The sequence below is a fragment of the Neorhizobium turbinariae genome (assembly GCF_023223505.1).
GTDB lineage: Bacteria > Pseudomonadota > Alphaproteobacteria > Rhizobiales > Rhizobiaceae > Neorhizobium > Neorhizobium turbinariae.
This window is the reverse complement of record NZ_JALPRY010000015.1, coordinates 106,588-125,932: the sequence shown is the minus strand read 5'-3', so window position 1 is coordinate 125,932 and position 19,345 is coordinate 106,588. Positions and strand designations below refer to the sequence as shown.

The window sequence follows — 19,345 nt, the reverse complement described above, 5'->3', positions numbered from 1 at the left end:
CTTAAAAGATGAATGAAAGTGGCCGCCAGTGAGCGGCCATTTTTGTATCCGCCCTGCCGCGGACAGTTAGCGGACGATGCTGAGCCCGCCCCATTTGCCGGCAACCGCGACTCGCGCCGGCTGGAAGGTCTGGACGCGGTTACGACCGGCCCGCTTGGCATCATAAAGCGCGGCATCGGCATTGCGCACCGCATCCTCAAAGCCCTTGTCGCCGGAAAAAGTCGAAACCCCAAAGCTCGCGCTCACGACAAAACCTTGCGGCATGCCCGGAACGTCCATGGCCCGGATCCCGGATCGCAGCCGCTCGGCGACCGCGACGGCTGCAGAGAGCTCCGTGTTGGGCAGGAAGATCGCAAACTCCTCACCACCGATCCGCCCTAGGATTGCGCCGGCGGGCGCCTCACGATTGAGAAGGCTGCCGAAGGCGATGATCACAGCATCGCCGGCGTGGTGGCCATAGGTATCGTTGATCGACTTGAAGTGGTCGAGATCGCAAAGGATGACTGAATGCGGGCCTCGTACGGGACCCAGCATCGCGACCTGCACGTCCTTCTCAAAACCACGGCGGTTGCGCAGACCCGAAAGGCTGTCGCGCTCGGCCTTGCCACGCTCTTCAGCCATGAGGTCCACGGTCAGGATTGCAAGCAGCAACAGCCCGACGGCAACGATGATGATGGCCGTGATGCTCTGTGAGGCAATGGCGTAATGGGTGGAAATGTAATCCTTGGGCGAATCCCCGGAGCCAAGTGCGACGGCGAGGCCGGCCTTGGCGAGGAAATGCAGGGCGCCGACCAGAAGCGCGAAACCCAAAGCCCGATCCAGCGGCTCACGCCGGCTCGAACGAAACACGGTGTAGGTGCCGGCGAAGACGACCGCAGCGTAGGAGCCTTGATACAGGACGGGGTAAAGCCAGGTCCCACGCGGAATGTTTTGCGTGATGAAATAGATCGCCATACCGGCCACAAACACCAGCACGCCGTGCCATACCGATACCGGCTTTCGATAGAGTTCCTCGATGCCGGCCCACAGGAAGACGATGCCGGCCAGCACCGTAGCATAGACCCCGGCGGACCAGGGACGCGCGTCGGCCGCGTAAGCAACTCCAAATTCGAAGAGCATCGTCAGCGACGCGACGCCAAGACCGATTGCGAAGGACATGGCGACCCGGCGCCACCGGCTATAAACCGAGATGACTGCAAAGACTGCACTGAAGCAGGTGGCGATGACAAAATTCACCACCAGGAAAAGCACGGCAGAAGACATAACCTATCAATCGCGGAACGTGTGCCGGACGAAATCGCCTTTCCCCGTCTAGGGGCATACACAAAAAGAAAATGTTAAAGACGGCGGGAAGTTTGCTCCTAACCGCAGTTTTATCCGGCTGCTCATGCCTCGCGACTTCATGCGAATGGAAAACCTGCGTCACTTTTTGCAGTGAACGCCGCGGAAAATAATGGTAGAGCGCGGCCACCATACATCTGCCAGAGATAAACAATGTCCAGGTTCAAGTCTGATTTCCTTCGCACGCTCGATGAGCGCGGTTTCATCCACCAGGTCTCCGATGAGGCTGGTCTCGACGATCTTTTCTCGAAGGAAAAAGTGACTGCCTATATCGGCTATGACCCGACGGCGTCGAGCCTGCATGTCGGTCACCTGACACAGATCATGATGCTGCATTGGCTGCAGCAGACCGGGCACCAGCCGATCTCGCTGATGGGCGGCGGCACCGGCATGGTGGGCGATCCTTCCTTCAAGGAGGAGGCCCGCAAGCTGATGACCGTCGAGATGATCGAGGACAACATCGTGTCGCTGAAGCACGTCTTCGCGAACTACCTCGATTACGATCGTCCCGGCAATCCGGCCCTGATGATCAACAATGCCGACTGGTTGCGCCCGTTGAACTACCTCGAGTTCCTGCGCGATGTCGGCCGCCATTTCTCGGTCAACCGCATGCTGTCCTTCGACAGCGTCAAGACGCGGCTCGATCGTGAGCAGTCGCTGTCATTCCTGGAATTCAACTACATGATCCTCCAGGCCTATGACTTCGTGGAGCTCAACAAGCGCGTTGGCTGCCGCCTGCAGATGGGCGGCTCCGACCAGTGGGGCAACATCATCAACGGCATCGATCTGGGTCACCGCATGGGGACGCCGCAGCTGTTTGCCCTCACCTCGCCGCTCCTGACCACCTCGTCCGGTGCGAAGATGGGCAAGTCCGCATCCGGCGCTGTCTGGCTGAACAAGGATTTGCTGCCGGTCTACGACTTCTGGCAGTACTGGCGAAACACGGAAGACGCCGACGTCGTCCGCTTCGCAAAGCTGTTCACGACGCTGCCGATGTCGGAGATCAACAAGCTGGCCCAGCTTGGCGGTTCCGAAATCAACGAGGCAAAGAAGATCCTGGCGACCGAAGTGACAGCGATTCTTCACGGCCGCGCGGCTGCCGAAGAGGCCGCGGAAACGGCTCGCAAGACCTTCGAAGAGGGTGCGCTCTCCGACAACCTGCCTTCGATCGAAGTGCCGGCTGCCGAACTGGAGGCCGGTATCGGCCTGCTCTCGCTGATCGTCCGCGCCGGCCTTGCGGCCTCAAACGGAGAAGCCCGCCGTCACGTCCAGGGCGGAGCGGTGAGGATCAACGACCAGCCGGTTAGCGACGAACGCAAAATGATCGGCAGCGGCGAAGTGACGGCCGATCAGGTCATCAAGCTGTCGCTCGGCAAGAAGAAGCACATCCTCGTGCGCCCCGCCTGATCATCAGGCACAGAACATATAGAAAGGCCCGCTCATGCGGGCCTTTCTATTGGAACTCGAAGATCTGACGGAAGATGCCGGGAGCAATCAGCGATAGAGGATTGACCGTCAGTTTCGGCTTGTCGAACTGGCCTTCGAGCTTGAAGGTGATGCCGAGCAGTCCACGGTCGCGCCCATTCCCGAGGATCGCGCCGATCAGCGGAAGCTCACCGAACAAGCGGTTCAGGCCGTAGGCAGGCATAAACGTGCCAGTCATTTCCATGCGCCCCTTGGCATCCCGGACCAGGCCCTGGAAGGTCGCGCCTATCTGCTCCCCGCGAACGACGCCGTTTTCCACCGCAAGAGAACCGTTGCGGTACAGCAGGCTCGCATAACCACGTTGGAACTTGGCCGACGTCACGTCGATATCCCGCTTGGCGGCGGTACTGAGCGAGCGCCCTTCACGGTCGGCGGTGGAGACGAGCGATTGCAGTTTCTGCTCGTTGATCAGAGAGAAGCTGCGCAGGTCGATCGCGCCGGTCCAGACGTCGCCCTGTTCCCGCAGCCGCAAGTTCAGAAGGCCGCCGCGCATGTTGCCGTAGAGGTTCAGGAAGCGGGTGACGGCGCCGGCATCACCGCTGGTGATCGAGATCGTGTCGCCGCCATTCATGCGGCTGACGACCGCCTGCCGGCTTTCGGTCACGCCGGAAAAGTCGGCCGTCTTGATGTCGCCCCCACGGGTCGAAAGCAGCAAGGTGACGTCGGAGAGGCTCTGGTCGTGGAAGCCGATCATCCGGTCGACCTTGGCACGGATGGTGGTGTTGTCCGTATCGCTCTTCCCGCCTTTGCCAGACCCGCTGCCCTCACTGCCAGAACGGAGCGCGGTGATCACCGGCCGCATGTCGACAACCGATCCGTTGATGCTGACGTCGAAGCCGCCCTTTGTGCGCTTCAGGGAGACGGCATAGCTGTCCGACGGTGACAACTGCATTTGCGCGAAGTTGGCAGAAACAAGCGAGCCACCGGCCAGCGCAAGCTCTCCCTTGGCGCCGAAGCCTTCTCCGTCGAGCCTGAAGTTACGCACATCGATCTGTTCGCCATCCTCCGATAGGTCGAATTCCGCCTTGGCCGGGACGCCGCTGCCTTTCGTCCAGCCGATCCACGGCACCGAAAGGGTGGCGCGCCCGAGATCAAGCGACACCGCCTGACGCTTCTCGTCGATGCGGGTGAACTGGGCGGTGATCGTCCCGTCAATGACATCGGAAAGGCCCGGAGCAAGTTTCTCCCTCTGCGCATTGTTGAGCACGGCTTTTACGACCCGCTCCCGCTTTACGGCGGAAGAGGAATCGACGGGTTCGACCAGCGTGATATCAGCGGGTACCTCATCGATATTGCCCTTGGCGACAAGGCGGGCGGCCTTGTTGTCCACGTCGAGCGTTCCAGAGAGAGATGAAATCTTCCGACCGGAGAATTCCGGCTTGAGGTCGACCTTGTCGAGGTCGGCGTGCGCGTTCCATGTCGGCTTGGGCGGGTTGTGCGCCTTGATCAGCCCCATCCGCGCTGTCAGATCGACTCGAGCCTGCCCAGAAAAATCATCCGGCTTGAACCCGGTGCCCTTCAATGCGCCGATCGGCTCGAAGTTCGCAAGCTCGGTCACGGCGTCTGCGGAACCGGCCACCTTCAAGGTCAGGTCCGCCATCAGCGGCTGGGAATAGGTTGAAGCAATGGCAAAGCGTCCACCTTCCACCGCAACGGAGCGACCCGACGGGAAGAAGGAGGCGGCGCGCGCCACATCGACCTTCATGACCTCGCCCTTGAGGTCGAAGCGACCGTTGATATTGCGGAGCGGCGGAACGTCGCCCGGAAGGTTCATTCGCGCCTCGGCGATATCGAAGCTGATCTGAAGCTCGTTCTTGTTGAGCTCCATTGGGATCCCCGGGCCCTTCATACGCCCGGCGGGGATGAAGACTGCGATTGATCCGTTAGTGACCGTTCCGCCGAACAGGTTCTCCATCACCCAGTCGCGTGGCTTTCGCGCCATCCAGAACGGCCAGAGCTGCTTGACGCCCGTAACCTGCATTTCCGGCAGTTGCGCACCAAAGCTGATCTCCGGCGACTCGTTGCTGAACCGCACCTTCAGCGCTCCGGCCATCCGCCCGAGCGGGCTGGAGACGGCCATTTCGTCAAACTGAAGCTCCCGATCTGCCGAAAGGTAACGGCCGTTGGCCTTGAGGTCGAAACGCGCCGGCTGCTCGTCTTCCGTCGCGCCGACCGCCGTGCCGCCGCTCACCAGCAGGTCGAGCCCGAAACCCAGCCGCGTATCGTTCGGATCGAGGCGGTTCAGGTCGATGACTGCGCCAGTGAAGGGTACGATGGTCGGCCCGAAGCGAGCTTCCGACTCCAGGAGTTCAACGGAATTCTTGCCGAAGTTGTATGCGACGTTGATCTCAGCGCCCGAGAATGTCTGCTGGATGCCGTCGAAGTAGAAGTGCCCCGGAGACTGGCGGAGCTTGGCGGTGATCGACGGCTTGACCTGCTCGCGCGAGCGGGTCGCGGCAAGCTCGAGGTCAAGATTGCCTTCAAACCCCTCGCGCGGACGCCCGTCATCGGTGCGCTGGAGAAGAAACGGCGTGACCTCCAGCCCCTGAAGCCGCGCTGACAGTGCGGTCGTCACACCGTTTACGGTGCTCGAGGCTGCGGTCAACTTTGCCTTGCGATCATTCAGACTGATCACGCCGCCGACTTCGATCTCGCCTTCGGCGCTACGCGCGACCTGTAGATCTTCGACCATCAGCGTGACAGGCTTGCGCCCAGGCGCGGCGGGCAAAAGAATCTGAATGCCGGAGATGCGGGCGGAGCCGGTCCCCGTACGCTCGATCAGGCCTCGTGCCTCATCAAACCGCTGGAACGCCTGTTCCAGCAAGGCTGGCATGGCATCGACGCGGACATCCGACAACGGAAGCGGGTCGCCGTCTGGCAGTTGCGCGGTATCAAGGCGTATGTCTTCAGCCTCGATGTTCTTGATCGAGACCCGGCCGCTCAAGAGGGCGATGGGATCAACCGCCATGCGCATGGCACCGGCGCGGCTTAGGTGTTCACCCGTCGCCTGCTCCACGATGTCGACATTGCGGGCTTCGAGAGCCAGGCGGAAACGGGAATCAAATCGGATCGCGGCCGAGCCAACCGAGGCGACATAACGTGGCCCGATCGCCGAATTAAGGGCTGTCTGCGCCCGCGATGACAAGGCGCCGTCCACAATGCCGCCTTCGATGGCAAAAACGGCGCTGCTGATCGCCAGCATGACAAGCATGAAAAACAGCACGCAGGTCTTGCCGATGCGCTTGAACCGCGACCGCGGCGGCGGGCAATGGACGATGAGTGGATCTTCTACCTGGGCAGAAGGGAGTTCGTGCAAGGGGCGGATTTCTTTCCGGCTGAAACGAACCCTTTCACCTCGAATTTCCGCCATCAGGTTGAGAACTCATCTTTCTGCTTCTGCAGCCCATCAGGACGCAATTGGTCTGGACGACGCACCCGCCACTATATACCGATTGCGGCGAATATCACTCAAGATACAGGCGAAAGAAAGGAAATCCATGGCTGATTTGACCGTTGGCGACGCAGCTCCGGACTTCGACGTTCCGCGCGACGGCGGCGACAGGATATCCCTCAGCGCCTTCTCGGGCAGGCCGGTCGTCCTCTACTTCTATCCGAAGGACGACACGAGCGGATGCACGAAGGAAGCGATCTCCTTCACCGAGCTTGCGCCCGAGTTCGAGGCGATCGGAGCGGCCGTCATCGGCATCTCACCTGACAGCGTCTCCAAGCACGACAAATTTGCCAAGAAGTACAGCCTGTCCCTCATCCTCGGGTCGGATGAAGACACTCAGGTTGCACAGCGCTATGGCGTCTGGAAGGAGAAATCCATGTATGGACGCCGCTACATGGGGATCGAGCGCACGACATTCCTTGTCGACACAGATGGCAAGATCGCCAGGATCTGGCCGAAGGTGAAGGTCGCCGGCCATGCAGAAGAAGTCCTGGCGAGTGCAAAGGCACTTTAAGCGAGGCAGCGATGAGCAGAGAGTTTGCAATCACGTCCCTGCGCGGTGGAGCAACCGCGGCGATCATGTCAGCCGACCTCGACCGAAAGACGCGACTGGCGCAGGAAAGTGCCACACGCTGGTTCGAACGGCGGCTGTCTCTGCGCTCGCCACTCGATCCGCCGCTGCCGGATCGCCCCGGCCGGCCGGAGAAGCCCGAGCTAGTACCGCCGAAGGCCGTGGCAAAACGATCGCTGCATACAAAGCAGGGGCGAATCGCCCTCCTCCATTCGATCGCTCATATCGAGCTCAACGCTGTCGACCTTGCCCTCGACATCGTCGCCAGGTTCGCCACCGAACCGGTGCCGAATTCTTTCTTCGACGGCTGGATGCAGGTGGCGTTCGAGGAGGCGAAGCACTTCCGCATGGTGCGTGAGCGGTTGAACGACCTTGGCGCCGACTATGGCGACATGCCCGCGCATGACGGTCTGTGGCAGGCGGCGCATTCCACCCGCAACGATCTGACGGCGCGGCTCGCCGTCGTTCCGCTGATCCTTGAGGCGCGTGGGCTGGATGTCACGCCGTCGCTGCAGGCTAAGATGCGAGAAACCGGCGACATGGAAACGGCGGCGGTGCTCGACGTCATCTACAACGACGAGAAGGGCCATGTGGCGATCGGCGCGAAGTGGTTCAGGTTCCTTTGCGCCCGCGAACGACGTGATCCTGCTGCCACGTTCCAGCAACTGGTGCGGGCGAATTTCCGCGGCTCGCTGAAGGCGCCGTTCAACGATGTGGCACGCGCCGAAGCGGGGCTCACCCCGTCCTTTTACCGGTCGCTGACATCGACCAGCAACGCCTGAGCGGGCGCCTGCTAAAGCGAACGTTAACCATATCCATGTGTACTTCTGACGCAGCGAAAGCGACCGAATGAGTCGTATCTCCGGGAGAATCGCGTGGGTAAGGGAAGCGACAGTCGAGTTTTTGGTAAACGCGCACAGCAGCACGTTCTGATTCTCGCCAGCGGCGACAAGATCCGCCACATGACGATCCGGCCCTGGATGGCCGGTCTCGTGTTCGGCTCCCTTGGCGTCTTTGCAATTGGCTACCTCGCCGCCACCTCCTACCTCGTCATCCGCGACGACCTGATCGGCGCCACCATGGCGCGGCAGGCGCGCATGCAGCATGAATACGAGGACCGGATTGCCGCGCTCCGCGCGCAGCTCGATCGCATAACGTCGCGCCAGCTGCTCGATCAGCAGGTCGTCGAGCAGAAGGTCGAAAAGCTTCTTGAACAGCAGGACGCGCTGTTTTCCCGCCACGGGAAGCTCGGCTCCCTCCTGAACCGTGCCGAGGAGTCGGGCCTCACCGATTCCACGGTAGAACCGAAGGCAGACACCAAGGAGAAACAGGCCTCGTTGTCGGGCGGACGTGACGCAGCGCTTGTGATTCGCAAGCTGCTCTCCGCTGAGAAGCCGGCTGCCTCCGTTGCAGCCCTCGGCTACACGCCGCTTCGGGAAAACATGGCGGATCGTGCTGACCGTGTCTTCTCAAAGGTGACGCTGTCGCTGAAAAACATCGAGAAGGAACAGCTCGTCCGGATCAACAACCTTGCTGCCGGAGCGGCGGAAACGGCGGACGCGATTGCCACCATCCTGCGCAAGACCGGTGTATCCGTTGCAACTGCGGAAACGCGCGACAAGGCGGAAGAAGGCGTCGGCGGCCCCTATGTCGCGCCGCAACTCAACATCAGCGGTTTTGATGCCTCGCTTGAGGAACTGGACGCGCAATTAAGCCGGCTTGAGAGCGTGCGCGAGACCGCCCGCAATCTGCCCTTCGGGAACCCTGCCCCGGGCCATCCGGTGACGAGCCGCTATGGCAACCGAATCGACCCATTCCTCGGGCGGCTGGCGCTCCACGCGGGTATCGATTTTAAGGCCGAAACGGGGCAGCCGGTAAAATCCACCGGCAGCGGCAAGGTCACCATCGCCGGGCCTGCGGCAGGATACGGAAACCTCGTCGAGGTCGACCACGGCCAGGGGATCACCACCCGTTATGGCCATCTGTCGCGCATCCTCGTTCGCGAAGGAGACACGGTGGCGACTGGCGACGTCATCGGTCGCGCCGGGTCGACGGGCCGCTCCACCGGCCCGCATGTCCATTACGAAGTCCGGCGCGATTCCAATCCCGTTGATCCGGTCCATTTCCTCAACGCTGGAATGAAGCTGGGCAGCTACCTGAACTAGTCCCTCAAGGCGCCTTCTCTCGTCATGCGCGCGATATCGGTAGGGGGATCGATCTTTAGGATGTTCATTCACCAAATGCACAGCGGAATTGCCCGCTTTCCTTGACTTTCCGGCGTTTAGGTCCTATGTCGCGGCCAGTTGGCGCCCCTTTTCCGGGGCTTGCCTGTCTAGATGTTCGCGTAGAACCGGAACGGAAACAGAACTTCCTTTGACCACATTTGCTGAACTTGGCCTGAGCCAAAAAGTCTTGTCCGCTGTCACTGACGCGGGTTATTCGACACCCACGCCGATCCAGGCTGGGGCGATTCCGCCTGCGCTGCAGCGCCGCGATATCTGCGGTATTGCCCAGACGGGAACCGGCAAGACTGCGTCTTTCGTTCTGCCGATGCTGACGCTTCTGGAAAAGGGTCGTGCTCGTGCGCGCATGCCGCGCACGCTGATCCTGGAGCCGACCCGCGAACTGGCCGCGCAGGTGGCCGAGAACTTCGATAAATACGGCAAGAATCACAAGCTCAACGTCGCACTCTTGATCGGTGGCGTGTCCTTCGATGAACAGGATCGCAAGCTTGAGCGTGGCGCCGATGTGCTGATCTGCACGCCAGGCCGCCTGCTTGACCACTGCGAGCGCGGCAAGCTTTTGATGACCGGCGTCGAGATCCTCGTCATTGACGAAGCCGACCGCATGCTGGACATGGGCTTTATTCCGGACATCGAGCGGATCGCCAAGATGATCCCGTTCACCCGGCAAACGCTGTTCTTCTCGGCGACCATGCCACCGGAGATCCAGAAGCTCGCCGACCGGTTCCTGCAGAACCCAGAACGTATCGAAGTTGCCAAGCCCTCTTCCACCGCGAAGACCGTGACCCAGCGCCTCGTCGCGTCCCACTCCAAGGACTACGAGAAGCGCGCGGTGCTCCGCGAGCTGATCAAGGCGCAGGACGATCTCAAGAACGCGATCATCTTCTGCAATCGCAAGAAGGACGTCGCCGACCTCTTCCGGTCGCTCGATCGCCACGGCTTCTCGGTCGGGGCGCTGCATGGCGACATGGACCAGCGTTCGCGCACCACGATGCTGGCGAACTTCAAGGACAACAAGATCACGCTGCTTGTAGCGTCTGACGTCGCTGCACGCGGTCTCGATATCCCTGACGTTAGCCACGTCTTCAACTTCGATGTACCGATTCACGCCGAAGACTATGTCCATCGTATCGGTCGTACCGGTCGTGCGGGTCGTTCGGGTGCGGCGTTCACGATCGTCACCAAGTCGGACACCAAATATCTCGACGCCATCGAAAAGCTCATCAACGAGAAGATCGAGTGGCTGAACGGCGACCTGTCTGCCTTGCCCGCGCCAATGGAAAGCCATGACACCGGTCGTGGGCGCAAGGGTCGCGACGAAACCAAGGAACGTGGCCGCGGTCGCCGTGGTGCGTCCAGCCGCGAGCGTGCCGAGCCGGTCGAGGCAAAGAATCCGGAAGTCCAGATCGAGGCCGAGAAGGCTGTCGAAGAACAGAGAGTGGAAAACGTGAGACCTGAGCGCAAGTCAGACAGGAAGCCGCAGAACAACGGCGGCAACCGCAGTGCTCGGCCTTATCCTGCCAACGACGACGCTCGCGATCGTCGTTCGCGCCACCATCGCGACCACGACGACGGCCCGACTCCGGTCGGCTTCGGCGACGATATCCCGGCTTTCATGCTGATCGTCGCAAACGCCCGCACCTGATGCAGTCATCAAGATGTCCGCAAAACCTGGGACAGACTTTCCCGGCGTTGGCGTGGGGCTTGTGCTTCAGCGCGACGATGGCAAGGTCCTGCTGTGCAAGCGCCTGAAGGCGCCGGAAGCCGGGTTCTGGAACATTGTTGGCGGCAAGGTGGATCCCATGGAGCCATCTGCGGACGCCGCACGCCGTGAAGCGGAAGAAGAAACCGGGCTCACGATCCGCCGGGTTGAGTTTCTTTGCCCCACCGAGCAGATCATCAAAGCGGACCGGCAGCATTGGGTCTCGCTCATCTATATCACGAGCGACTTCACCGGTGAGGCTCAGCTCACCGAGCCGGACAAGCTCTCGGACATCGGCTGGTTCGACCTCGACAACCTGCCGCAGCCGCTTTCCGCCTTCGCGCAGGTCGCTTTCGAAAAGCTCGCGCGCCGTTAGAGGAAAAAGCCGCTCCGGAAGACCGAAGCGGCACTCTTCATGAAAAGCGATAGATCAAAGCGAGCCATCTCCGGGAACCCGTCCCGGCTGCCTCCAGTACAACCCGATAGTAAGCGTGGCTTACTATCGTTATCAACCCCTTTCCCCCGAACAATGTATTCCAGATTAGCCACTTGAACGCACGGCGGCTTCAAATGCGAGGCGGACCCACTTTCGCATCTCGTCCGGGTCATCGAGCGCCTCATCCGGTATCGTCCAGTAAGGCATTGGCACCGGCGTGCCCTTCTTGTTCTGGTAGACCCACTGCCGCGCGCCGGCCGCCGCAAATTCCGGTCCGCTGACGGCATCGGCCTTGAGCAGGATCTCGTCGTGAAGATCGACCGCGACGATCAGGCCCTGGTGATAGATGCCCTTGCCGCCGAACATCCGTCGGATCGATACGGGACCGAGGCCTTCAAACATCTCTTCTATGGCGGCATTGTCCATCGCCATCGTTACGCCCTCAGGACACCGCCCGCGGCCGTCACGGCCTCCGGGGTATCCACATCGAGATGAGCGGCGGGTCCGATCTCCACATCAACCACCGGCAGCCCCGATGTCTCGATGATCGCCCGCGCGCCAACGTCGCCCTCCAGCCGCAGGACAGCGCCGTAGGTGGCTCTTGGCAGGATGATCGGGTTGCCCCGCTTGCCATTCGACACCGCGCGAACCACCGCCCTGCCATCCGCGTCACGGAACGCGGAGATGAGCATCCTTATGTGCTCGGCGGTCACACCCGGCATATCGGCGAGCATCACCAGGATGCCATCCGATTCGGCGACTGCCGGATGTGAAAATCCGGTGACGAGAGAGCTCGCCATGCCCGATGGGAAGTCCGGATTATGAGCCGTGATGAGGTCAAGGTCAGCCAGAGCGGCCTCAACCTCTTCCTGCCGATGGCCCGTCACGGCGACAACCGGGCTGACCTGCGATGACAAAAGCGTCTGCGCCGAACGGCGCACCAGCGGCACGCCCTCGAATTCCGCAAGCAGTTTGTGCTGGCCGTCGCTACCCATCCGCCGCGCCTGGCCGGCCGCCAGCAAGACCGCAGCAACCGTGGCAACTGCCGGCGTCTTCTCGGCGAGATCGCGCGGTCGGGGCCGCGTCGGTATCTCCATCAGCAGCCCTCCAACACCCATGCCGGTGATATCGTACGACGTCGGCACCTCGCCCGCCAACAGACGGTTCAAGACCCAGTCGAAACCGTTTTCCTTCGGTGAGCGGGCGCAGCCTGGTGCCCCCAGAACCGGAACATCGCCCATCCATCCCAGCACAAGCAGGTTGCCCGGGTCGACCGGCATGCCAACCTGTTCCACCTCTCCGCCCGCGCGGCGAATCGCATCGGGAATGACGTCCTGCGGATCGGCGACGGCCGATGCCCCGAAAATGATGACCATGGCAGGATCACTTGGACCACCGAGGTGGAGTTCCGTAAGCACCTCCGTCAGCCGGTCCGCGTTGTGCGGGATCCGGATCTCGCGAACCAGGCGGCTACCCGAGGGTGCCAAGCGTTGCTCCAGCAATTTGGCCGTTCGATCCATGACCGAGGTCTTCAGCGACGGCAGCTCTGTTGCGATCAATGTCACCGCATGAGGACGGAACGGCTTGACCTCGAAGGGCGTGGCATTTCGCAGAAGTTCAACAGCCTCCTGGACCTTCAGACCCGAAACGGCCAGAGGAATGATCTTGACCGTAGCGACCATGTCTCCGGCACGCACTGCAGCGTGATCAGCCACGGTTGCGAGCGTAATGGCCGGGTCTATGCGGTTCAGCCGGTCGATGACCGCCTTGTCCGCAACGAACAGGCCATTCTCCTTCGCATAGACGTTGACGCGCCCCGTCGTAGCGGCAGAAAAACGCAAACCGTCCAGCGCGATGGCGCCTGCAATGGCCTGGGCCGCCTGATCCTCGAGAAGATCCTCGGGATCAAGCCGCACTGCGACCACCGTCTCTACGCCTTCGGCCTCCAGCCGTTCGACTTCCCCACGCGTCACAACATCGCCTTTCGAGAGGCGGCCCGACGACAGCCGGATGCTGTGCGCGAGAATTGTGCCCTCTGCTTCAGCGAGAGGAAAATGCCCATACTTCATATGGTCACCCAGCAGTGACAAATTCGCGGCGGCGGAAGGCCTGCACGATCTGCGCCAGCGTCGCGAGCGCGATTTCGGCCGGGCTTGCGGCGCCGATATCCAAGCCGATCGGTGCAGAAATGCGGGCAATCTCCGCCTCCGATCGTCCCAAGGCCTTCAGTCGCTCGACGCGCTTGGCATGCGTTTTTCGGCTGCCGAGTGCTCCAACGTAGAAACAACCCGACCGCAGCGCCTCCGAAAGCGGAAAGTCATCGATCTTCGGATCGTGGGTGACTGCGGCAAGCGCCGTATAGGCGTCCAGCGGGCGGTCCTTCAGCACATCCTCCGGCCAGTCAGCGATGAGTTCGACGCCTTCGAAGCGTTCCTCCGTTGCAAAGGCAGTCCGCGGGTCAATGATCGTCAGGTCGTATCCCGCAACGGGCGCCATGCGCGCCAGAGCCTGGCTAATATGCACCGCGCCTATAACGACGATGCGCGGCGGCGGAAGATGGACGTTCAGGAACAGGTTCTTTCCTTCAACCTCGACCGTTCCCGCCTTGCCGCTGCGGAAAGCCTTGCCCACTTCGTCGCCGAGAGGACCGGCGACCGGCTCTCCTTCGAGGATCAGCCGCACCTCGTCGCTTGCGAGATCGCTCACCACCACCGCCGCCTGGCGTGATTTCCGGGCAGCGTTCAGCCGTTTCAGCAGGTCAAGCTGCATCAGCCGAGCCTTTCCACATAAACCTTGATCCGCCCGCCGCAGGAGAGCCCCACCTGCCACGCGGTCTCGTCCGCCACGCCGAATTCCAGCATCCTCGGCGCGCCACTGCCGATCACGTCCAGCGCTTCGGTGATGACGGCGCCTTCGACGCAGCCGCCCGAAACGGAGCCTTCAAAGTTGCCGTCACTGTCAATCACCAGATGGCTGCCGGCCGGCCGCGGCGCCGAGCCCCAGGTTTCAACCACGGTTGCGATGGCGACGTCACGTCCCGCCTGCTTCCAGGTTTGCGCAGTGGTGAGTGGGTCCAAAGTTGCTGTCGAGGTCATGCGACCCTCCTAATGTCCAGATAACGCCGCGGATCTGCGGCATTCGTCATGTTTGCCGACAAGGCTGACGCGAGGTCAGCAAGAGACTGTAGATTGTGCACCGCACGGAACTCATCCACATGCGGAAGCATCGCCTTCACGCCTCGCGCCTTGGCTTCGAAACCATCGAAACGCAGCAACGGATTCAGCCAGATGAGCCGACGGCACGACCGGTGCAGCCGGTCCATTTCCGTTTCAAGCTCTTCCACGCCTTCCCGCTCCAGGCCGTCGGTGATCAGAAGCACGACGGCGCCCTGACCCAGCACGCGTCGCGACCAAAGGCGGTTGAACTCGGCCAAGGTCGAGCCGATCCGGGTTCCGCCGGACCAGTCGCGTACCGCATCGCTGCAAAGAGCGATTGCTTCGTCGGGATCGCGCCGCCGCATCTCGCGCGTCACGTTGGTGAGCCGCGTACCGAACAGGAAGGTATGCACTCGCGTCCGCTTCTCTGTCAGCGCATGCACGAACTGCAGGAAGATTCGCGTGTATTGGCTCATCGAGCCGGAAATGTCGGCGAGGATGACAAGAGGCGGTGGCATCATCTTCCGCTGGCGAAAACGTGGCAGGATGAGATCGCCACCACTTCGCATGGCGTGGCGCATCGTCGCGCGCGGATCGATGATCGGTGGCCGATGTGAACTCTTGAACCTGCGCGTCGCAACCTTGTCGAGCGGCAAGGCGAGCTTCTTCAGTTCCTGCCGGGCCCGGGCGAGTTCTGCGGCCGTCATCTGCGCGAAATCCGTGTGCTTGAAGACTTCGTTGGCGGACACGGTGAAGCGGGAATCGACCTCGACCTGCGGTTCTTGTTTCGGAGGCTTGCCCTGCTGCTCGGCGGTCAACGCCTCGCCGGCCCGGGTCGATCCCGCCCTCTGCTTTTCCCTCTGGCGCCCAGCCGGTGCCTTGGGAGACATCAGTGCGATCATCTTGCCGACAAGATCTCTCGGCCTCCAGAACAGCTCGAACGCCTCGTCGAAAACCGGTTGATCCTCGTGCCGCTTGACGAACACCGCCGATAGCGCGGCATGAAACTCTTCGCGTGAACCGATCCCGATCGCATCCACGGCGGCGATTGCGTCAGCCGCAGCGGCCGGTCCCGTCTTCAGCCCTGCACGGCGCAGGACGCGGGAGAAATAGACAAGGTTGTCGGCAAAGCGGCCAGAACCCGCGGCTTGGTCACTGACCATCAAGCCGTTACCGTTTCCCGCTGCTTTGTCCGACCCCGCCGACATGCCTACCCCGCCTGCAGTTCTGTTTTGACCTCGGCCAGCACACGTTCGCCCTCGCCGCCGCGCACACGGCCGATGTCTTCCTGATATTTAAGAAGCGTCCCGAGCGTATCGGCGATCGTTTCCGGATCGAGAGCCACCCGATCAAGTTCGGTCAGCGCCGTCGCCCAGTCGATGGTCTCCGCCACACCGGGATTCTTGAACAGTTGCAGCGTTCGGAGCTTCTGCACGAAAGCCACGATCTGCTGCGACAACATGTCCGGACAGTTCGGCACCTTGCGCCGGATGATCTCCAGCTCCTGCGCGGCATCGGGATAATCAACCCAATGGTAGAGACAGCGCCGCTTCAGGGCATCGTGGATTTCGCGGGTGCGGTTGGTCGTCACGATGACGATCGGCGGCTCGTCGGCCTTGATTGTGCCGAACTCGGGGATCGTCACCTGGAAATCGGAGAGCACTTCCAGGAGGAAGGCTTCGAATGCCTCGTCGGTGCGGTCGAGTTCATCGATCAGGAAGACAGGCGGCTTCCCGCCTGGTTCGCCGAGCGCGTGCAGGACCGGCCGACGGATCAGGTGGCGCTCCGAAAACAGGTTGGCCTCAATAGCGTTGCGATCCTTGACGCCAGCCGCCTCCGAAAGCCGGATGTCCAGCATCTGCGCCGGGTAATTCCACTCGTAAACAGCAGAGGACAAATCGAGCCCCTCGTAGCATTGGAGGCGGATCAGCGGCCGGTCCAGCGCCTTGGCGATGCTCTTGGCGATCTCCGTCTTGCCGACACCCGCCTCGCCTTCCAGGAACAGCGGCCGCTTCATCTTCAGCGCCAGAAAAACCACCGTGCCGAGAGCCCGCCCGGCGAGATAATCCTCAGCGCCGAGCATGGCGATGGTTTCATCGATCGAGGCAGGCAGAGCGCGCATGGTGTCGTCTGGCATGAAATATTCCCTCAACGGCAACCTGTTGATCCGCAGCCGGCGTTTCCTCCTGGCCGGAGCGGAGCTTGATCTCCCGCGAACGGGATAGCGAGCGAAACAGATCACCTTCGGCGTGTTCAGGCAATATGGTGAGGCGGAGGCATGAAGTCTACGCAGCCGCTCGCAAATCCGCTACCGACAGGAATCTCTTTGACGGCTGGGCCGAGAGGGGTAAATGTCGAGACAGGTGAAATGGCAGGGAATGCATGACAGCCAGACGTCTCATCATCGCCGGTCTTTTGGCCGTGATCGGCTCTTCTCAGCCCGCAGCCGCGGCGGTGATCGGCGTTGTTGCACCTCGCTCCGGACCTTACGCACTGCTGGGCACGCAGATCTTCGAGGGTGCACGCGCTGCCGCCAAGGCCGTTGGTGATACGCTGGTCGAGGTCGAAGAGAGCTGCGAAGAGAAAGATGGAGCGTCGGTTGCCAAGGCGCTTGCCGACGCCAAGGTTGCCGCTGCAGTCGGCTTTCTCTGCGTCGAGACGCTGACCACGGCACTTCCTGCCCTTAAGGCCGCGCAGATCCCCTCCATCACGGTCTCCGTGCGCTCGAAAGTCCTCATGGAAGATGCCTTGCGCAACAACTGGCCCTTCTTCCGGATGGCGCCAGCCGAAGGCGCGGAAGCAGAGCAGCTTGCCGAAACGATCCTGCGCCTGTGGAAAGCAGAGCCGGTCGCCTTCATCGAAGACGGTACGATCTATGGACGCGAGCTTGTGGGAGCGGTCCGCCAGCAACTCGAACCCAAAGGCATGACGCCGGCCTTCACCGACACGTTCCGTCCTGGGCAGGAACAGCAGATCGCGCTTGTTCGCCGTTTCGCCAAGGCGGGCATCACCCATGCCTTGTTCGGCGGGGACCGGAACGATGCCGCGATCATTGCGCGCGATGCAGCAGCCGAGAACGTGCCGCTGACGCTGCTCGGCGGTGACACGTTGCGCGGCCCCAACCGCCCCGTTCCGCTACCTGATGGTGTCTTGGCGATCGCCATTCCTGATTACGCGTCGCTTCCCTCTGCTGCACCGGCCGTCGCTGCACTTCGCGCGAAAGGGCTTGAGGTCGAAGGCTATATGCTGCCGGCTTACGCAGCGGTTGAACTTGCTCACCAGGCGGTGACAGCCGGACAAGAGCCTGTCGCGGCTTTCGCGGGCATGAGCTTCAGCACCGCTATTGGACCAATCCGCTTCGATGAGAACCACGAGCTTGCCGACAACCCGTTCCGTTTGCTTGAATGGCGCGGCTCGGGCTTCGTGCTGTCACCAGCCGCAACCGACTAGCCGTTGTTCCTCTCGCATCTGGATGGTAGAGGGCGCCAACAACCGGAGAACACGTTGATGACCCTGCCCATTCGCATCGCACCGTCCATTCTTGCCGCGGACTTCTCCAGGCTTGGCCAAGAGGTCAAGGATGTGGTCGACGCCGGGGCCGACTGGGTGCATCTCGACGTGATGGACGGGCATTTTGTGCCCAACATTTCCTTCGGGCCAGACGTCATCAAGTCGCTGCGGCCGTACACCTCCGCCTTCTTCGATTGCCACCTGATGATTTCGCCGGCTGATCCGTATCTTGAAGCCTTCGCCAAGGCCGGCTGCGATGGCATCACGGTGCATGCCGAAGCCGGTGCGCATCTTCACCGCTCGCTCCAGACGATCCGTGGCCTCGGCAAGAAGGTTGGCGTCACGCTCAACCCCGCAACGCCGCTTTCGGTCATCGAGAACGTGCTGGACGACGTGGATCTCATCCTGATCATGAGCGTCAATCCAGGATTCGGCGGCCAGAAATTCATCCCTGCGATGTTCGACAAGATTCGTGCTGCCAAGGCGATGATCGGCGCGCGAACGATCGAGCTGGAGGTTGATGGTGGGATCACGGCGGATACCATTGGGGCCGCCACGGCTGCCGGCGCGAATGTCTTTGTGGCGGGCTCCGCGGTCTACAAGGGTGACGGCGTCACCGCCTATCGCGAAAATATCGCGCGCCTCAAGCAAGCTGCAGGGGATGGTCGAGGATGAGAAGCCAGCGCCACCTGCTTAGCCTGCCTGTTCTCGGCGCAGTCGTAGCCCTCGCCGCCGCGCCCGCGCAGGCAGGCGATATCGCAAGCATCCGACCGATCGGTTTTTCGCCAGATGGCGCGGTCTTCGCCTTCGAGGAATACGGCATCCAGGATGGCTCCGGCTTTCCTTATGCCAGCATCTATACGGTTGACCTCAATAAAGACACCTACCTTCCCGGCACGCCGTTCCGCGCCCGGCTGGAGGAGGACGGAGCAAGCCTTGCCCAGGCGCGATGGAAGGTTCAGAGCGCCGCGGAAACGCTGCTCGATGCCCATGAGATAGACAATCAGCCGGCGGAATTTCTCGCCTTCAATCCGATCACCGAGTCGGATGTTGACGCGCTGAAGATCCGCTACCGGCATGTCTCGGCACTGCCGCCGATCGAGGAGCCGAGCACCCTTGTGCTGGAAGAGATTCCCGAGCCGCCGGATCCGGCCTGCGAAGGCGTCATCGAGCAGAAGGTATCGTTCCGCCTGCGGTTCACCGAGCGGGATGGCAAGGCCGCAAACGATGTCGTGTACGACGACGAACGCATCCCGAATTCCCGCGGTTGTGTCAGCGGATACCGGCTTGCTGGCATTGTCGCTGGCCAAACCACTGGTGGCGGCACGGTCGAGGTGGCGCTCGTGATGGTGCTCAGCGCCGGCTTCGAAGGGCCTGACGGTCGCTGGATCGCGGTGCCGATCAAGACGGCTGCTCCACCCACACGTTGATTCTCAAAACTTGAGCTTACC

17 protein-coding genes are annotated in these 19,345 nt (G+C 61.8%); 9 read left to right on the top strand and 8 right to left on the bottom strand.

Annotated features, from left to right (window positions below; translation table 11 throughout):
• Window positions 1–66: 66 nt before the first annotated feature.
• A complete protein-coding gene (locus tag M0654_RS14020) occupies window positions 67–1,263 on the bottom strand; it encodes a GGDEF domain-containing protein (protein WP_248683669.1) in 1,197 nt (398 codons plus the stop codon).
• A gap of 231 nt (window positions 1,264–1,494) precedes the next feature.
• Here M0654_RS14020 and tyrS point away from each other — a divergent pair, with 231 nt between their 5' ends.
• Window positions 1,495–2,748, top strand: coding sequence for a tyrosine--tRNA ligase (tyrS, locus tag M0654_RS14015; protein ID WP_118849684.1), 1,254 nt, complete (start codon window positions 1,495–1,497; stop codon window positions 2,746–2,748).
• Window positions 2,749–2,794: 46 nt separating this feature from the next.
• Here the strand turns inward: tyrS and M0654_RS14010 are convergent, their stop codons facing one another.
• Window positions 2,795–6,196, bottom strand: coding sequence for a YhdP family protein (locus M0654_RS14010; protein ID WP_248683668.1), 3,402 nt, complete (start codon window positions 6,194–6,196; stop codon window positions 2,795–2,797).
• Window positions 6,197–6,323: 127 nt separating this feature from the next.
• Here M0654_RS14010 and bcp point away from each other — a divergent pair, with 127 nt between their 5' ends.
• The 5 genes from bcp to M0654_RS13985 all read left to right on the top strand — a co-directional run bounded on the left by bcp (window position 6,324) and on the right by M0654_RS13985 (window position 11,169).
• The gene (bcp, locus tag M0654_RS14005; protein ID WP_248683667.1) at window positions 6,324–6,791 is read left to right on the top strand and encodes a thioredoxin-dependent thiol peroxidase; all 468 of its coding nucleotides are present in this window, start codon (window positions 6,324–6,326) and stop codon (window positions 6,789–6,791) included.
• Window positions 6,792–6,802: 11 nt separating this feature from the next.
• On the top strand, window positions 6,803–7,630 hold the full coding sequence (locus M0654_RS14000) for a ferritin-like domain-containing protein (protein WP_118849681.1): 828 nt from the start codon (window positions 6,803–6,805) through the stop codon (window positions 7,628–7,630).
• A 93-nt stretch (window positions 7,631–7,723) separates the two neighbouring features.
• Window positions 7,724–9,013: a M23 family metallopeptidase gene (locus M0654_RS13995; RefSeq protein WP_248683666.1), complete on the top strand. Its 1,290-nt coding sequence runs from the start codon at window positions 7,724–7,726 to the stop codon at window positions 9,011–9,013.
• Between the two features lie 208 nt (window positions 9,014–9,221).
• On the top strand, window positions 9,222–10,736 hold the full coding sequence (locus M0654_RS13990) for a DEAD/DEAH box helicase (protein ID WP_248683665.1): 1,515 nt from the start codon (window positions 9,222–9,224) through the stop codon (window positions 10,734–10,736).
• 13 nt (window positions 10,737–10,749) lie between these two features.
• Window positions 10,750–11,169, top strand: a complete 420-nt coding sequence (locus tag M0654_RS13985; RefSeq protein ID WP_248683664.1) for an NUDIX domain-containing protein — start codon at window positions 10,750–10,752, stop codon at window positions 11,167–11,169.
• A gap of 165 nt (window positions 11,170–11,334) precedes the next feature.
• On the opposite strand, the gene M0654_RS13980 is transcribed toward M0654_RS13985, so the two are convergent.
• The 6 genes from M0654_RS13980 to M0654_RS13955 are packed head-to-tail and all read right to left on the bottom strand — an operon-like array spanning window position 11,335 to window position 16,521.
• A complete protein-coding gene (locus M0654_RS13980; protein ID WP_248683717.1) occupies window positions 11,335–11,655 on the bottom strand; it encodes a TfoX/Sxy family protein in 321 nt (106 codons plus the stop codon).
• 8 nt (window positions 11,656–11,663) lie between these two features.
• Window positions 11,664–13,298 (bottom strand): NTP transferase domain-containing protein, encoded by a 1,635-nt coding sequence (locus tag M0654_RS13975; RefSeq protein WP_248683663.1) that lies wholly within the window; start codon window positions 13,296–13,298, stop codon window positions 11,664–11,666.
• A gap of 4 nt (window positions 13,299–13,302) precedes the next feature.
• Window positions 13,303–13,998 (bottom strand): XdhC family protein, encoded by a 696-nt coding sequence (locus M0654_RS13970; protein ID WP_248683662.1) that lies wholly within the window; start codon window positions 13,996–13,998, stop codon window positions 13,303–13,305.
• Window positions 13,998–14,324, bottom strand: a complete 327-nt coding sequence (locus M0654_RS13965) for an XdhC family protein (protein ID WP_248683661.1) — start codon at window positions 14,322–14,324, stop codon at window positions 13,998–14,000. Before M0654_RS13965 ends, M0654_RS13970 begins: the two co-directional genes overlap by 1 nt.
• Complete coding sequence (locus M0654_RS13960; RefSeq protein ID WP_248683660.1) at window positions 14,321–15,547, bottom strand: vWA domain-containing protein; 1,227 nt, start codon at window positions 15,545–15,547, stop codon at window positions 14,321–14,323. The genes M0654_RS13965 and M0654_RS13960 overlap by 4 nt, the downstream gene beginning before the upstream one ends.
• Window positions 15,548–15,594: 47 nt before the next feature.
• Complete coding sequence (locus M0654_RS13955) at window positions 15,595–16,521, bottom strand: AAA family ATPase (RefSeq protein ID WP_248683659.1); 927 nt, start codon at window positions 16,519–16,521, stop codon at window positions 15,595–15,597.
• 245 nt (window positions 16,522–16,766) lie between these two features.
• On the opposite strand from M0654_RS13955, the gene M0654_RS13950 reads away from it, so the two are divergent.
• Genes M0654_RS13950 through M0654_RS13940 form a run of 3 tightly spaced genes read left to right on the top strand, consistent with a single transcriptional unit; the run spans window position 16,767 to window position 19,324 of the window.
• On the top strand, window positions 16,767–17,834 hold the full coding sequence (locus M0654_RS13950) for an ABC transporter substrate-binding protein (protein ID WP_248683658.1): 1,068 nt from the start codon (window positions 16,767–16,769) through the stop codon (window positions 17,832–17,834).
• 57 nt (window positions 17,835–17,891) lie between these two features.
• Entirely contained in the window at window positions 17,892–18,569 is a 678-nt protein-coding gene (gene rpe / locus M0654_RS13945; protein WP_248683657.1) for a ribulose-phosphate 3-epimerase, read from the top strand.
• Complete coding sequence (locus M0654_RS13940) at window positions 18,566–19,324, top strand: DUF2259 domain-containing protein (RefSeq protein ID WP_248683656.1); 759 nt, start codon at window positions 18,566–18,568, stop codon at window positions 19,322–19,324. The genes rpe and M0654_RS13940 overlap by 4 nt, the downstream gene beginning before the upstream one ends.
• Window positions 19,325–19,345 lie beyond the last annotated feature (21 nt).

Bases quoted from the DNA above. Each gene is read 5' to 3' on its own strand.
- rpe (WP_248683657.1), top strand. From the start codon at position 17,892: ATGACCCTGCCCATTCGCATCGCACCGTCCATTCTTGCCGCGGACTTC.
- M0654_RS14000 (WP_118849681.1), top strand. From the start codon at position 6,803: ATGAGCAGAGAGTTTGCAATCACGTCCCTGCGCGGTGGAGCAACCGCG.
- M0654_RS14010 (WP_248683668.1), bottom strand. From the start codon at position 6,196: ATGGCGGAAATTCGAGGTGAAAGGGTTCGTTTCAGCCGGAAAGAAATC.
- M0654_RS13970 (WP_248683662.1), bottom strand. From the start codon at position 13,998: ATGCAGCTTGACCTGCTGAAACGGCTGAACGCTGCCCGGAAATCACGC.
- M0654_RS14020 (WP_248683669.1), bottom strand. From the start codon at position 1,263: ATGTCTTCTGCCGTGCTTTTCCTGGTGGTGAATTTTGTCATCGCCACC.
- M0654_RS13965 (WP_248683661.1), bottom strand. From the start codon at position 14,324: ATGACCTCGACAGCAACTTTGGACCCACTCACCACTGCGCAAACCTGG.
- M0654_RS13940 (WP_248683656.1), top strand. From the start codon at position 18,566: ATGAGAAGCCAGCGCCACCTGCTTAGCCTGCCTGTTCTCGGCGCAGTC.
- M0654_RS13955 (WP_248683659.1), bottom strand. From the start codon at position 16,521: ATGCCAGACGACACCATGCGCGCTCTGCCTGCCTCGATCGATGAAACC.
- M0654_RS13985 (WP_248683664.1), top strand. From the start codon at position 10,750: ATGTCCGCAAAACCTGGGACAGACTTTCCCGGCGTTGGCGTGGGGCTT.
- M0654_RS13960 (WP_248683660.1), bottom strand. From the start codon at position 15,547: ATGGTCAGTGACCAAGCCGCGGGTTCTGGCCGCTTTGCCGACAACCTT.
- bcp (WP_248683667.1), top strand. From the start codon at position 6,324: ATGGCTGATTTGACCGTTGGCGACGCAGCTCCGGACTTCGACGTTCCG.
- M0654_RS13950 (WP_248683658.1), top strand. From the start codon at position 16,767: ATGACAGCCAGACGTCTCATCATCGCCGGTCTTTTGGCCGTGATCGGC.
- M0654_RS13975 (WP_248683663.1), bottom strand. From the start codon at position 13,298: ATGAAGTATGGGCATTTTCCTCTCGCTGAAGCAGAGGGCACAATTCTC.
- tyrS (WP_118849684.1), top strand. From the start codon at position 1,495: ATGTCCAGGTTCAAGTCTGATTTCCTTCGCACGCTCGATGAGCGCGGT.
- M0654_RS13980 (WP_248683717.1), bottom strand. From the start codon at position 11,655: ATGGACAATGCCGCCATAGAAGAGATGTTTGAAGGCCTCGGTCCCGTA.